At 70.6% G+C, this 13,629-nt stretch carries 13 protein-coding genes; 7 read left to right on the top strand and 6 right to left on the bottom strand.

From position 1 onward, the window contains the following. Positions 1 to 46 precede the first annotated feature (46 nt). The 3 genes from FR742_RS38460 to FR742_RS38470 all read right to left on the bottom strand — a co-directional run bounded on the left by FR742_RS38460 (position 47) and on the right by FR742_RS38470 (position 3,654). Positions 47 to 1,333: an AfsR/SARP family transcriptional regulator gene (locus FR742_RS38460; protein WP_148036156.1), complete on the bottom strand. Its 1,287-nt coding sequence runs from the start codon at positions 1,331 to 1,333 to the stop codon at positions 47 to 49. Positions 1,334 to 1,412: 79 nt separating this feature from the next. Beyond that, positions 1,413 to 2,618, bottom strand: a complete 1,206-nt coding sequence (locus tag FR742_RS38465) for an acyl-CoA dehydrogenase family protein (protein WP_148036157.1) — start codon at positions 2,616 to 2,618, stop codon at positions 1,413 to 1,415. Position 2,619: 1 nt separating this feature from the next. Continuing rightward, positions 2,620 to 3,654 (bottom strand): phosphotransferase family protein, encoded by a 1,035-nt coding sequence (locus FR742_RS38470; RefSeq protein ID WP_148036158.1) that lies wholly within the window; start codon positions 3,652 to 3,654, stop codon positions 2,620 to 2,622. A gap of 108 nt (positions 3,655 to 3,762) precedes the next feature. Here FR742_RS38470 and FR742_RS38475 point away from each other — a divergent pair, with 108 nt between their 5' ends. Beyond that, on the top strand, positions 3,763 to 4,608 hold the full coding sequence (locus FR742_RS38475) for a TetR family transcriptional regulator (RefSeq protein ID WP_148036159.1): 846 nt from the start codon (positions 3,763 to 3,765) through the stop codon (positions 4,606 to 4,608). Between the two features lie 14 nt (positions 4,609 to 4,622). Here the strand turns inward: FR742_RS38475 and FR742_RS38480 are convergent, their stop codons facing one another. From FR742_RS38480 to FR742_RS38490, 3 genes are all read right to left on the bottom strand, one after another. Next, entirely contained in the window at positions 4,623 to 5,363 is a 741-nt protein-coding gene (locus FR742_RS38480; protein ID WP_148037220.1) for an SDR family oxidoreductase, read from the bottom strand. A gap of 5 nt (positions 5,364 to 5,368) precedes the next feature. Beyond that, the gene (locus FR742_RS38485) at positions 5,369 to 7,030 is read right to left on the bottom strand and encodes a class I adenylate-forming enzyme family protein (protein ID WP_148036160.1); all 1,662 of its coding nucleotides are present in this window, start codon (positions 7,028 to 7,030) and stop codon (positions 5,369 to 5,371) included. A gap of 103 nt (positions 7,031 to 7,133) precedes the next feature. Beyond that, the gene (locus FR742_RS38490) at positions 7,134 to 7,802 is read right to left on the bottom strand and encodes a TetR/AcrR family transcriptional regulator (RefSeq protein ID WP_148036161.1); all 669 of its coding nucleotides are present in this window, start codon (positions 7,800 to 7,802) and stop codon (positions 7,134 to 7,136) included. A 325-nt stretch (positions 7,803 to 8,127) separates the two neighbouring features. Between FR742_RS38490 and FR742_RS38495 the strand changes: the two genes are divergently transcribed. From FR742_RS38495 to FR742_RS38520, 6 genes are read left to right on the top strand one after another with little or no spacing between them, the layout of a single operon-like run. Next, positions 8,128 to 8,919: an MBL fold metallo-hydrolase gene (locus FR742_RS38495; protein ID WP_148036162.1), complete on the top strand. Its 792-nt coding sequence runs from the start codon at positions 8,128 to 8,130 to the stop codon at positions 8,917 to 8,919. A 57-nt stretch (positions 8,920 to 8,976) separates the two neighbouring features. After that, positions 8,977 to 10,158 (top strand): ABC transporter substrate-binding protein, encoded by a 1,182-nt coding sequence (locus FR742_RS38500; RefSeq protein WP_148036163.1) that lies wholly within the window; start codon positions 8,977 to 8,979, stop codon positions 10,156 to 10,158. 3 nt (positions 10,159 to 10,161) lie between these two features. Next, the gene (locus FR742_RS38505) at positions 10,162 to 11,037 is read left to right on the top strand and encodes a branched-chain amino acid ABC transporter permease (RefSeq protein ID WP_148036164.1); all 876 of its coding nucleotides are present in this window, start codon (positions 10,162 to 10,164) and stop codon (positions 11,035 to 11,037) included. Further along, positions 11,034 to 12,062, top strand: a complete 1,029-nt coding sequence (locus tag FR742_RS38510; protein WP_148036165.1) for a branched-chain amino acid ABC transporter permease — start codon at positions 11,034 to 11,036, stop codon at positions 12,060 to 12,062. Before FR742_RS38505 ends, FR742_RS38510 begins: the two co-directional genes overlap by 4 nt. Next, complete coding sequence (locus FR742_RS38515) at positions 12,059 to 12,859, top strand: ABC transporter ATP-binding protein (RefSeq protein WP_148036166.1); 801 nt, start codon at positions 12,059 to 12,061, stop codon at positions 12,857 to 12,859. Before FR742_RS38510 ends, FR742_RS38515 begins: the two co-directional genes overlap by 4 nt. Beyond that, the gene (locus FR742_RS38520) at positions 12,856 to 13,629 is read left to right on the top strand and encodes an ABC transporter ATP-binding protein (RefSeq protein ID WP_261809012.1); all 774 of its coding nucleotides are present in this window, start codon (positions 12,856 to 12,858) and stop codon (positions 13,627 to 13,629) included. The genes FR742_RS38515 and FR742_RS38520 overlap by 4 nt, the downstream gene beginning before the upstream one ends.

A 13,629-nucleotide genomic window follows, 5' to 3' on the forward strand; every position in this document is an offset into this window, starting at 1 on the left:
CGGCGGTACATACTCCCGGCATACCCGTCCCTCGTGCCGTTACGAATCACCCCACGTGAGTACGCTCGTCGAGTCTGCCGAGGTGCAGGTGCCGGGCGTTGTTCAGGGTGGCCAGCGGATCCCGGCTGGTGATCAGGACGCGACAGCCCCGCCCGGCCGGGATGAGCGGGCGGACCTGGCGTACGTCGTGCGCGTTGTCGAGGATGACCAGCAGGTCGCCCGCGGCGGTGAGCGAGCGGTAGCGGGCGGCGGCCTCCTCGGTGCCGGCGGGTACGGCGGCGCCGTCCAGCCCCAGGGAGCGCAGCAGGTGGCGGAGCGCTTCGATCGGGGCCAGCGGGGCGAGCCCGGCAGTGGAACCACGCAGGTCGACGTAGATGACGCCATCGGTGAAGCGCTCGGCGACGATATGAGCGACATGTACGGCGAGCGCCGACTTGCCGATGCCGCCGGGCCCGTCGATCACGATGACCGCGGCGTCGCTCGCCAGGTCGGCGCGCAGCCGCTCCACTTCGGCCGTCCGCGCCGTGAACTCCTGGATGTCGGCAGGGAGGCCCGCCGGAGCGGTCGGCGTGATCTGCCGCACCTCAGGCAGGTCAAGCACGGGATCCTTGACGAGGATGGCCTGGTGCAGCCGGCGTGCTTCGGCGCCGGGCTCGACGCCCAGCTCACCGACCATGACGCGACGCAGGCGCTGGTAGACGTCGAGCGCCTCGGGTGCCCGCCCGTCGCGGTACAGGGCGAGCATGAGCTGGGCGGCGGGACGCTCCCGAAGTGGGTGCGCCCGGACGTGCCCGGCGAGGTCGCCGGCCAGGGCTCGGTGGTCACCCGCGGCCAGGCGCAGCTCGGCATGGTCCTCCAGCACGGTCAGCCGCTCCGCCTCCAGCCGCTCGGCCTCGATCCCCGCCCAGGGAGCGTCCACCTCGGCCAGCGCCGGCCCCCGCCACAGCTCCAGCGCCCCGCGGAACAACGCGTCGGCGGTCTCCGCACGGGCGGCGCGGGCCTGCCTGGACAGGCGGGCGAAGACGTGGACGTCCACCTGATCCCGCTCGACCGCGAGCCGGTAGCCACCGGGAACGGTCTCGATGGCCTCCGCGCCGCCGTGGGCGGCGAACGCCTCGCGCAGCTTCGAGACCACGATGTGCAACTGCTTGGCGGCGGTCGCGGCGGAGCTGCTCGCCCACACGTCGGAGAGAAGCAGCTCGGCGGGTACGGCCTGTCCCGCGTCCAGGGCGAGCCGGACCAGCACGCCGATCCGTCGCTCTCCGACGATCTTGACCGTGTCGCCGTCGGCCTCGACCTCCAGCGGGCCGAGCAACCTGATCTCCAGCCTCAAGCGAAGCTCCCGTCGTCAGCGGAGATCCGGAATTCTAACGATCCGGCGGATTTTCTCGCTGGCGGGTTTCAGCAACCGCTCACCCCACGTACGGCGGGGTGCGCTTGAGCTCCATGCGGGCGATGGTGCGGCGGTGGACGGCGTCGGGGCCGTCGACGATGCGCAGAGCCCTGGCCCAGGCGTAGAAGTACGCCAGAGGGGTGTCGTCGGAGATGCCCGCGCCGCCGAACAGCTCGATGGCGCGGTCGATGACGGCGCAGGCCATGGCGGGGGCGGCAACCTTGATGGCGGCGATCTCCTTGCGGGCGCCCTTGGCGCCGTGCTGGTCGATCTTCCAGGCGGCGTCGTAGACGAGCAGCCGGGCCTGGTCGATGTCGATGCGGGACTGGGCGATGGCGTCCTGCACGTTGGCGTGGTCGGCGAGGTGCTTGCCGAACGCGACCCGGCTCTTGGCCCGGTCGGCCATGAGGGCGAGGGCCCGCTCGGCCATGCCGATGGCGCGCATGGCGTGGTGGATGCGGCCCGGCCCCAGACGGGCCTGGGAGATCATGAAGCCGTCGCCCTCGCCCGAGAGCAGGTTGGCCGCCGGGACGCGGACGTCGCGGAAGACGATCTCGGAGTGGCCGTGCTGGTCCTGGTAGCCGAAGAGCGGCAGGTGCCGTTCGATGGTGAGGCCGGGGGTGTCGCGGGGGACCAGCACCATCGACTGCTGGCGGTACGTCTCCGCGTCGGGGTCGGTCTTGCCCATCACGATGAAGATCTCGCAGCGGGCGTCGGCCACGCCGGTGATGAACCACTTGCGGCCGTTGATGACGTATTCGTCGCCGTCGCGGACGATCCGGGTCTGGATGTTGGTGGCGTCGGAGCTGGCGACGTCGGGCTCGGTCATCGCGAACGCCGAGCGGATCCGCCCTTCCAGGAGTGGTTCGAGCCACCGCTCACGCTGTTCGGGGGTGGCGAACAGTTCGAGGGTCTCCATGTTGCCGGTGTCGGGCGCCTGGCAGTTGATCGCCTCGGGGGCGAGCACCGGAGACCAGCCGGAGATCTCGGCGACGGCGGCGTACTCCACGTTGGAGAGCCCGGAGAGCTTGGGCAGGAAGAGGTTCCACAGGCCGCGGCGCCGCGCCTCCGCCTTGAGGTCCTCCATCACCGGCGGGTGCTCGTGCGGCCCGTGCTCGGCGAGGTACGCCGCCCACACGGGCTCGGCCGGGAACACGTGGGACCGCATGAAGTCCCACATCTCGTCGCAGGTCCGCTGAGCCTTGGAAGAGAGAGCGAAGTCCATGTCAGTGCTCCTTCAGGTGGTCGAGCCCTTCGGCGCCCAGCCGGAGGACGAGGTCGTCGAGGTCGCCGAAGTCCTGGCCGCCCATCGCGCCGGCCTTGGAGCGCGCGGCGACGCCCTGGACGATGACGGCGAACTTGAAGTGGGCGAACGCCTGGTACCACGTCAGGTCGGCGAGGTCGACGCCCGCCGCGGTGGCGTAGCGGTCGAGCATCTCGGCGCGGGTGGGGAAGCCCGGCAGGTGCGAGACGCCCGGGACCAGGCTGAGGCCGTCGTCGTCGGCTTCACGCCAGTAGAGCATCAGCAGGGCGACGTCGCTCATGGGGTCGCCGAGCGTCGAGAGCTCCCAGTCGAGGACGGCGTTGATCCGCGCCGGGTCGCCGGCGTCGTACACGACGTTGTCGGTGCGGAAGTCGCCGTGGACGATCGTGGCGCGCTGCTGCTGCGGCACGTCGGCGGCCAGGCGCCGGGCCAGCTCTTCCATCTCGGGGACCTCGTGGGTGTGGCTCTTGTCCCACTGGCCGGACCAGCGGCGGACCTGACGCGCCATGAAACCCTCGGGGCGGCCGTAGTCGCCGAGGCCGACCGCGTCGTAGTCGACGGCGTGCAGGGCGGCCAGCGTGTCGGCGAGGGCGAACGACATCGCCCGCCGCTCCTCGGGCGTCTCCGCCCAGCCGTCGGGCGTCCGGTCGCGGACGACGTGTCCGGGGACCTTCTCCATCACGTAGAACTGGACGCCGATCAGGTCGCCCTCGTCGACCAGCACGATGCGGGGCACCGGCACGTCCGTCTCGGCGAGCCCGCGCTGGACCCTGGCCTCCCGGGCCATGTCGTGGGCGCTCGGCAGCAGGTGTCCTGTCGGCGGCCGGCGCAGCACGAGCTCGCCGGCGTCGCTGCGCAGGGTGAAGGTCAGATTGCTCTTCCCGCCGATGATCAGCTCTGCGGTGCAGGAGCGCCAGCGGTCGTCCTCGGTGGCCTCGGCCAGGGCTGGCGCGAGCCGGTCGAGACCGGTCAGGGCGGCGGGGTCGATGCTGCTCATGAGCGCATGGTACCGAACGTGCGTTCAGTCGCCAAAGGCGGGGTCTCTCAGTGAGCGAACACCCTTAACCAGCGCAATCGGCGGGCGTGGTGGAGTAGTGTGTTCGGTATGGCTGAACACACTACAGGCGCCGCCATCCGGGCCGCGCGCCTCGCGCGTGGGCTGAGCCTGCGTGCGCTGGCGGCGCGCGTCGGCGTCAGCCCGGCGACGATGAGCGCTCTAGAGACCGGGCGCACCCCGCTGACGGTCGACCGGCTGGGCGAGGTGGCCCAGGTCCTGGACGTTCCGGCGGCGCGGCTGCTGGGCGGTGACCCGGTGCGGGTGCCGGAGCCCGCCGCGGCCGGCCCCGAGGGAGACGACTGGCGGGCCTTCGGGGCGTTGGGGCTCGACCCGGCGCTGGCCGCGGCGCTGCGGGTCTTCGTCGCCCGTGGATACCACGCGGCCACGATGCGCGAGGTGGCCGCCGAGGCCGGGCTGAGCGTGGCCGGCGTCTACCACCACTACACGAGCAAGCAGGACATGCTGGTGCGGCTGCTCGACCTGACCATGGCCGACATCCGGTGGCGGCTGATCGCCGCGCGCGACGAGACGGCCGACGGGGAAGGGGGCGAGCTCGGGCGGTTCGCGCGGATGGTCGAGGCGCTGGCGCTGTTCCACGCGCTCCGCGCCGACCTGGCCTTTCTCGGCGCGAGCGAGATGCGCAGCCTCGCCCCGGCGGAGCGCGCCCGGATCACCGCGCTCCGCGACGAGGTGCAGCACCTCCTCGACGAGCAGGCGCGGAGGGCGGTGGCCGTGGACGGCGGGGCGCCGGCGGACGTGCGGACCGCGACCCGCGCCGTCGCGACCATGTGCACCTCGCTGCCGTCGTGGTTCCGCCCCGACGGCCCGCTGTCGGCGGAGCAGGTGGCCCGGCGGTACGCCGACTACGCGGTCGCGCTGCTGCGGGCCGGCTGACCCCGCCGCGCCGCTCAGGCGGTCCCTCCGGCGACCAGCAGACCGCCGTCGAGGGTGAGGATCTGGCCGGTCACCCAGGCGGCGTCGTCCGACACCAGGTACGCGACGGCGCCGGCGACGTCCTCGGGGGCGCCGAGCCGCTTCATCGGGTACCGCGCGACGGTCTCCGCCTCCTTGCCTTCGTACAGGGCACGGGAGAACCGTGTCTTGATCACCGCCGGCGAGACGGCGTTGACGCGTACGTCCGGCCCGAGCTCGGCGGCGAGGGTCCGGGTGAGGTGGGAGACGGCGGCCTTGGAGATGCCGTACATCCCGATCCCCTCCGACGGCACGTCCCCGGTCACCGAGGTCACGTTGACCACACAGCCCACGCCGTGGGGGACGGCCTCCTGGGTCCAGGCGAGGGTGCCCAGGACGTTGACCTCCATGATCTTGCGGGCGACGTCCAGGTCGAGGTCCGTGAGCGGACCGTACGCCGGGTTGATGCCCGCGTTGTTGACCAGGACGTCGAGCCGGCCCCACTCGGCCAGCACGCGCGAGAACACCTCGGACCGGTGCTCCGGGTCGTCGGCCCGGCCGGACACGGTCAGCACCGAGCCTTCCGGGAAGGACGCCGCCGCCTCCTCCAGCGGCTCCGGCTTCCGGGCCGTGACGCACACCCGGGCGCCCTCGGCGACGAGCCGTTCGGCGATGGCCAGGCCGATCCCCCGGCTGGCCCCGGTCACGATCGCGACGCGCCCCGCCAGGCGCGGCAACCCGGTCACTGGCCGGCCCCCGGCCCGTCGCCGTCCCGCAGGACGTTGCGCCGGATCTTCCCCGTCTGCGTCTTGGGCAGGTCGGATACGAGGTGGATCTCGCGCGGGCACTTGTAGGCCGCCAGCCGCCCGCGGGTGAAAGCGATCAGCTCCTTCTCCTCGGCCGACTCGCCGGCCTTGAGTGACACGTATGCCACGACGGTCTCCCCTCGATAGTCATCCGGCCGTCCGACGACCGCCACCTCGTGCACCGCCGGGTGGGCGTAGAGCGCGTCCTCGACCTCGCGCGGCCAGACCTTGTAGCCGGAGGTGTTGATCTGGTCCTTGAGCCGGTCCACCAGGTAGACCCAGCCCGCCGCGTCCATGATCGCCCCGTCGCCGGTGTGCAGCCATCCGCCGGGCATCGTCGAGGCGGTCGCCTCGGGCTTGCGCCAGTAGCCGGGCACCACCTGCGGCCCGCGCAGCGCCAGCTCGCCCTGCTCGCCCGGTCCGACCGGCTCGTCGGCGGCGTTCACGACCCGCGCGTCCAGGCCGGGCAGCGGCACGCCGATGGAGAGCGTCCCGCTCGCCTCGTCGACCGGCGCCTCCGCGCCCAGCGGCACGGCGATCACCCCCGAGGACGTCTCGGTCATCCCGTAGACGTTGTGGATGTAGACGCCGAACCGCTCCCGGAACCGCTCGATGGTCGACGGCGGGATCGGCGCGCCGCCGCTGTAGACCGACTTCATCGACGCGAAATGCTCCCGCGAGGCGTGCGGCAGTTGGTAGATCGCGTTGAACGCGGTGATCGACCCGATCGTGAAGGTCACCTGGTGCTCGACGAAGGCGTCGATCGCCACCTCGGGACGGAACCGGCCGGTCAGGACGAGCACGGCGTCATGCATCATCGCGATGACCGCGTTGATGACCGAGCCGGTGATGTGGAACAGCGGCGCCATCGCGTACACCGCGTCGCCGGGCCGGAGGCCGACCCACGTGGCGAAGCCGGCGGCGACGGAGAGCACGTTGCCGTGCGTGTTCATCGCGCCCTTGGGCGGCCCGGTCGTGCCGGAGGTGTACGTCAGAAGCGCGACGTCGTCCGGTGTCAGCTCCGGCGACTCCACGACGTCGCCCCGGAACCGCTCGATCAGCTCCTCCAGGTCACCGTGCGAGGCGGGCGCCTTCCGTTCGGTTTCACCGAACACCCGAGGGTCGTCGCGGGTCTGGAAGGCGAGGGGAGAGGTGCTCACCGTCCAGCGCACCGAGCTGCCGGACAGGGTCTCGGAGACCTGCGGCACGTCGGCGTCGGCGCAGACGACCCCGACCGCGCCGGAGTCGTCGATCAGCCGCCGCAGCTCCTGGCCGCGGTACATCGGGTTGAGCACCAGCGCCGTCGCCCCGAGCTTCCACAGGGCGAGGAACGAGAGGGCGAACTGCGGGATGTTCTGCAAGTAGATCCCCACCCGGTCGCCGTGCCGGGTGCCGAGGGAGCGGTACGCGGCCGCGAGGGCGTCACTGGCCTCGTCGGCCTCCCGGACGGTCATGGCGCCGTCGAAGTACGCGAGCGCGCGGGCGTCCGGCTCCCGTCGCACCCGCTCGCGCCACGCCTCGGCGAGCGAGGTGTGGCCGACGGGCCGGGCGTCCGTCACCGCCTGTGGGTAGAGCGCCGTCCAGCGTCTCTCGTTCATCCCGCTACCTCCCCGGTCTGCGATGGAGACTGAGTGATCGTTCGGTCGGTGTTAGGTATACAGGGCGGCCCGGTGCGTACCGGGACCGGCCCCCCGGAGAGAGCTAGGCGGACGGGCGGAGCAGCCGCACGATGTGGGCCACCCGCTTCTCCTGGAACGCCTGCGCCCAGGCCCGCTGTCCCATGCCGGCCACGATGGTCGCGTCGTGCTCAAGAGGGAAGTAGCACATCCCGATCAGGCTCAGGAAGAGCTGCTCGGGGGCTTCGTCCGCCTCCACCACGCCGGCCTGGGCCATGATCCTGATCATCCGGTCGGCGAATCGCTGGGAGTGCCGCGGCTGCCCCTCGCGCCGGCCGACGCGTTCGAGCGCGTCGCGCGTGAGCAGAGAGACGAAGGTCGGGTTGTCGAGCAGGAAGTCGACATAGCCGCCGATCAGCCGGCGCAGCGCCGCCTCCCCGTCGCCGGGTGACGCCTCCAGGAGCTGCTCGGCTTCGGTCGCCACCAACTCGAGCGCCGCGTCGCGCCGTTCGAAGACCCGTTGCAGCACCTCGTGGTAGAGGTCCTCCTTGGAGCCGAAGAAGTAGCCCGGCAGCCCGACCGAGACATAGGCCCGTTCGGCGATCGCCGCCAGCGAGGCGCCCTGGAAGCCTAAGTCGGCGAAGAGCTGCTCCGCGGCGTCGAGGATCGCGATCCGTGACCGCTCGGCGTCGCGGACCTTCCGGGCACGCTTCGCAGGTGGCCCCGCCACCGGCGTCTGCCGTGTCGTCTTCATCCCTGTCCTCGTGGTCGTGTGCTTCCCCGTGAGGTGCCCGTCGCGCCCTCGGCGGTTACGGGGGACCTTGTGCCGCCCAGCCTAAGGCTCACGAGCGTCGCCGGGCTTGTTTCGGGCGAAAACTATTTGCGCATACAGTTAGTACTACCGCAATCGGAATTTCTCGGCTAGTGTCCAGCGCACAGACGCGGAGGCGAGCCCCCCAAACGTTTTTCGCTGCTATTTGATCGTTCAGTTCCACTACGGGCTGGTTGAGTGTTCAGTTCCAGGACGACGGTCGTCTCACCCGAGCAGATGCCTGCACGGCCCCCTGAGGAGGATCGAGTTGTTCACCATTGAGCCGCTGGTCGTGGCTTACGGTCCGCACCGAGAGAAGAGTCGCTTCACCTACATGCACAACGCGGGTGTCGCGATCGACGTCCCCTACGTCGCCTGGCTGATCCGCAAGCCCGGTTTCGCCGCCCTCATCGACGTCGGCTGCAGCGCGGACGACTACAACCAGCACATCCGCCCGGTCGACAGGGAACTCGTCCACGTCGGCCAGGTCTTCGCCGACGTCGTCGACGTCAAGCCGATCGAGTCCCACCTGCGCGAGCGCGGGATGAAGGCCTCCGACATCGACGTCACGGTCCTGACGCACCTGGACTGGGACCACTGCATGACCATGGATCCGTTCAGCGACAGTGAGATCTTCGTCCAGCGCGCCGAGTGGGACAACACCCCTTCTCACGAGATGTTCGCGACGTCGTTCGCCCCGGCCGAGCACTACCAGCGCATCGAGGACATGGGCCTGACCAAGCTCGACGGCGACCACCAGATCGCCGAGGGCTTCGACCTCATCCTCACCCCTGGCCACACCCAAGGCGGCCAGTCGGCGATCGTCAAGACCTCCGAGGGCACCTACGTCATCGCCGGGATGTGCGTGCTCAAGGAGAACTTCTACCCCTCGGAAGAGGAGTCGGAGCACTTCAAGGTGATCCCCCCCGGCGGACACACCGACCTGTTCGAGGCCTACGACCAGATGGTCCGCATCAAGGAGATCGGCGGCGACAACGTGCTGCCGCTCCACATGAGCGAGGCGTTCGACATGGGTCGCATCGGGACCCTCCCCGAGTGATCCGCCTTTAGCCACCCATCGGGAGCCGTGGAGCGGCTCCCGGATCAAGGAGATCCGATGAGGAAGAAGATCCTCGCGTTGCTGGCCGGTTCGGCCCTCCTCGCCTCGTCTGCCTGCGGTCTGGGCAGCTCCGGGGCCGGCGGCGGTGACGACACTATCACGATCGGGACCCTGTTCTCCGTCTCGGGGGCTGGCGCGAAGCTGGGCGACAAGATGCGCAAGGGTGCCGAGCTGGCCGTGGAGCAGGTCAACAGCCAGGGCGGCATCGACGGCAAGAAGATCAAGTGGGTCTTCTACGACCCCGCCGGCGACACCTCCACCGCCGTGCAGCAGACCAACCGCATGCTCGACAGCGACGGCGTGGAACTCGTCGTCGGCGGCGGCGGCTCGTCGGGCATCGCGCTGGCGATGGACCCCATCACCAGCGGCAAGGGCATCACCTTCATCGCCACCGAGGGAGCCCGTCAGATCGTGGAGCCGGCGGCGGACCACCGGCTGACCTTCAAGACCACGTTCAACGACACGGTGATGATCGAGAAGCTGATCGAGTACTGGAAGGCGAAGGACGTGACCAGGGTCGCGTTCATGCCGGACACCTCCAGCTTCGGGCAGTCGGCCCAGGAGGAGCTCGAGCGGCTCGCCCCCGAGGCCGGCATCAAGGTGTTCACCGCGGCCTTCGACCCGGCCGCCAACGACCTCACCCCCCAGGTCAAGCGGCTCGCCGGCAACGACCCGCAGGCCTACCTGGCCTGGACCATCCAGCCCTCCGGCGTGACGTTCCTCAAGAACGTGCGCAGCGTGCTCGCCGACCGTGACGTCATGGTGATGCACGGCTTCGGCTTCGTCGACGACCGCTACATGCAGCAGGCCGGCGCGGCGGCCGAGGGCACGATCCTGGTCTCGCCGAAGCTGCCGATCTGGGACAAGACCGAGGACAGCGACCAGCAGAAGGCGGCGATGGAGGACTTCGCCACCAGCTACGCCGAGAAGTACGCCGGGGAGCAGCCGAACGTCTACGCGGGCCAGGCCTACGACGCGATGATGGTGGCGGTCGAGGCGCTGCGCGCGACCGGCGGCGACCCCGACGGCGAGAAGGTCGCCAAGGCGATCGAGGGCCTCGGGTCCCACGTGGGCGTGACCGGCGTCTTCAAGTTCACCCCGGACGACCACAGCGGGCTGACCGCCGACGACGTCGCCGTCGTCCAGTGGGACGGTTCGCGATTCGTCCCGGCGGAGTGAGCCATGGATCTTTTCATCCAGGTCCTGCTCTCGGGGCTCAGCGTGGGCGCGATCTACGCGATCGTCGCCCTGGGCTTCGGCGTCATCTTCAACGCCACCGGAGCCATCAACTTCGTCCAGGGTGAGTACGTCATGGTCGGCGGACTCAGCGCCGCCATGCTCTACGAGGCGTGGGACGTCCCGATCTTCGTCGCGATCCTGGTCGCGATCGCGGTGACCACCGTGCTCGGGCTGCTGACGGAGATGGGGCTGCTCGGCTTCGGCCGCCTCCGGACGCCGGCCGCCATCACGATCGCCACGATCGCCATCGCGGTGATCGTCAAGGGCGCCGCGATGCTGATCTCGGTCCGCGACACCTATGCGCTGCCCTCGGTGCTCGGCTCGGAGTCGCTGCGGATCCTGGGCGCCTCGACCAGCCGGCAGACGATTCTCAACCTCGTCCTCGCCGTACTGGTCGTGGTCGCGCTGACGCTGTTCTTCCGGCGGACCAAGCTCGGCACCACCCTGCGCGCCGCCGCGGGAGACTCCGAGACGCTGCAGACGTTCGGCGTCTCCTACCGCACCACGGCCCGCTGGGCGTTCGTCATCGCGGCGGCCCTCGGCGCCGTGGCCGGCGCGGGCCTGGCCCCGCTGACCGTGATGTCGTTCGACTCCGGCACCCTGCTGGGTCTCAAGGGCTTCGCCGCGGCGATGCTCGGCGGTCTCGGCAACCCGCAGGGCGCGCTGGCGGGCGGCCTGCTGCTCGGCGTCGCCGAGGCGGTCGTGGCGGGGTACGGAACGTCGGCGTACGCGGACGTGGTCGCCTTCGTGGTGCTGCTCGCGATCCTGACCTTCAAGCCGACCGGCATGTTCGGCACGGCCCGGGCGGTGCGCACATGAGCAGTCGTCTCAGCGCTTTGCCACGCTCCCTGGGCAGGACGAACTCCTGGGAGCTGTGGATCACGATCGGTCTCCTGCTCCTGCTCCCGATGCTGATGGCGACCGACTACGCGCTGCACATCTGGACCCGGATGGCGATCTACGTGATCCTGCTGACCGGCCTGAACTTCATCAACGGCATGGCCGGGATGATCTCCCTGGCCCAGGCCGGATTCTTCGGCCTCGGCGCCTACGCCGCCGGCATCGCGGCGGTCCGCTTCGACGTGCCGCCCGTCCTCGCGCTGGTCATCGCGCCGGTGGTGGTGACCCTGGCGGCGCTGCTGGTGGGCATGATGTCGATGCGCCTGAAGGAGATCTACTTCAAGATGGCGACCCTGGGCGCCGGGTTCGTGCTCTTCCTCCTCTTCGGGCGGATGGTCGAGCTCACCGGCGGGCCCAACGGCCTGGTCGGCATTCCGCCGTTCTCGGTGTTCGGCTTCGAGTTCACCGAGCCGATCGTGAAGTACGGCTTCGTCGCGCTGCTCGCCATCATCGGCGCGATCGTGGCCCACAACCTGCTGGTGTCGCGTACCGGCCGGGCGTTGCGGGCCTACGGCGCCTCGGAGCCCGCGGCCCTGGCCGCCGGCGCCAGCCCGTTCAAGCTGCGCCTGCTCGCGTTCGGCATGAGCGGCTTCTACGCCGGCGTCGCGGGGGCGCTGGAGGCCTTCGACTCCCGCTTCATCAGCCCCTCCACCTTCGACTTCATGATGGCCGTCCTCCTGGTCGTCGCCCTCGTGCTCTCGGGGGCGGGACGGATGATCGGCCCGATCCTCGGAGCGCTGCTGCTCACGGGCATCGAGGTGTTCGCCGCCGACTACGCGGACTACGAGCCGCTGATCATGGGCGTGATCTTCCTGATCGCCATCCAGCTCTTCCCCCGTGGCCTCGCGGGCGAGCTGGCCGCGCGCCGCGAGGACCGCCGCGAGCGGGCCAAGCGCGAGGCGGCCGAACAGGCCAAGCCGGACCAGGAGGTGGTGCGGGCATGAGTACGAGCGAGCGCCAGGGCCTGCGGGTCACCGGCGTGTCCAAGGCATACGGCGGCCTGCAGGTGCTGAAGGACGTGACGCTGCGGGCGCCGGCGGGATCGATCACCGCGGTGATCGGGCCGAACGGCGCCGGCAAGAGCACGCTGGCCAACGTCATCTCCGGCTTCGTCACGCAGGACGCCGGCCAGGTCTTCGTCAACGGCGCCGAACTGCCGGCCGGCAAGGCGGTCGCCCGCGCGGGCCACCGCCTGGGGCGGACCTTCCAGAACCTGGAGGTCTTCACCGGCATGACGGTGCTGCACAACGTCGCGATGGGAGCGTACTCCCGGCAGAAGGGCAGCCACCTGGGCGACCTGATCCGTGGACCCCGGACCCGGCGCAACGAGCGGGAGGCCGAGGAGTCGGCACGGGCTCTGCTGCGCAAGTTCGGGCTGGAGCACCGGGCCGACTCCCTGGTGGAGTCCCTGCCCTTCGGCGAGGCGAAGCTCGTCGAGATGGTCCGCGTGCTGGCGATGGAGCCGGAGGTGGTCGTCCTCGACGAGCCCGCCGCCGGGCTGCCCCCGGCCAGTGCCATGCCGCTGGCCGAGACCATCGCCGGGATGGCCCAGGAGGGCATCGGGGTGCTGCTCATCGAGCACAACATGAAGCTGGTGATGAGCATCTCCGAGCACGTCGTCGTCCTCGACCAGGGACGGGTGCTGACCGAGGGGTCGCCGGCCGAGGTCCAGAAGGACCCGAGGGTGATCGAGGCCTACCTCGGCCCCGGCCACGCGAAGAGCGAGGAACTCACGCTATGAGCAGCATGGACACCAACACCCGGGCGGGCGCCCACGAGCGGGCCGGGGAGCACGACCAGACCCAGGGCCTCGTCGTGGAGGGCCTCACGGTCCGCTACGGCCGCGTCGAGGTCGTCCACGGCGTCAGCTTCCGGGCGCTGCCGGGCCAGGTCACCTGCCTGGTCGGGAACAACGGCGCCGGCAAGACGACCACCATCCGCGGCATCCTCGGGCTCCAGCCCAGCGGGTCGAGGAAGGTCACCTTCCGGGGCGAGTCCCTGGCCGGGCTGCCCACCCACGCCATCGCACGGCACGGCATCGCGCTCGTGCCGGAGGGCCGCCGGGTCTTCGCCGACCTGACGGTGCTCGAGAACCTCCGGATGGGCGCGGTGCGGCGTCCCGGCGGCTGGCGGGACGCCGAGAAGCTCGGCGAGGTCTTCGACCTCTTCCCCGAGCTGAGGGAGCGCACTGACAGCAAGGCCGGTCTGCTCTCCGGCGGCCAGCAGCAGATGCTCGCGATGGGGCGGGCGATGATGGCCCGGCCCGAGATGCTCGTCCTCGACGAGCCGTCGATGGGGCTCAGCCCGGTGCTGGTCAACCGCATCTACGAGGCGCTGGTCGCGCTGCGCGCGCAGGGCTACACGATCCTGCTCTCCGAGCAGAACGCCAACCTGGCGCTCGAACTGGCAGACCACGCCTACGTCCTCGAAACCGGGCGGATCGTCGAGGAAGGCGCCGCCGCCGACCTCGCCCGCTCGTCGAGGGTGCAAGCGATCTACCTAGGAGCATGA

This window comes from Nonomuraea sp. C10, from assembly GCF_008017515.1.
GTDB classification, from domain to species: Bacteria; Actinomycetota; Actinomycetes; order Streptosporangiales; family Streptosporangiaceae; genus Nonomuraea; species Nonomuraea ferruginea.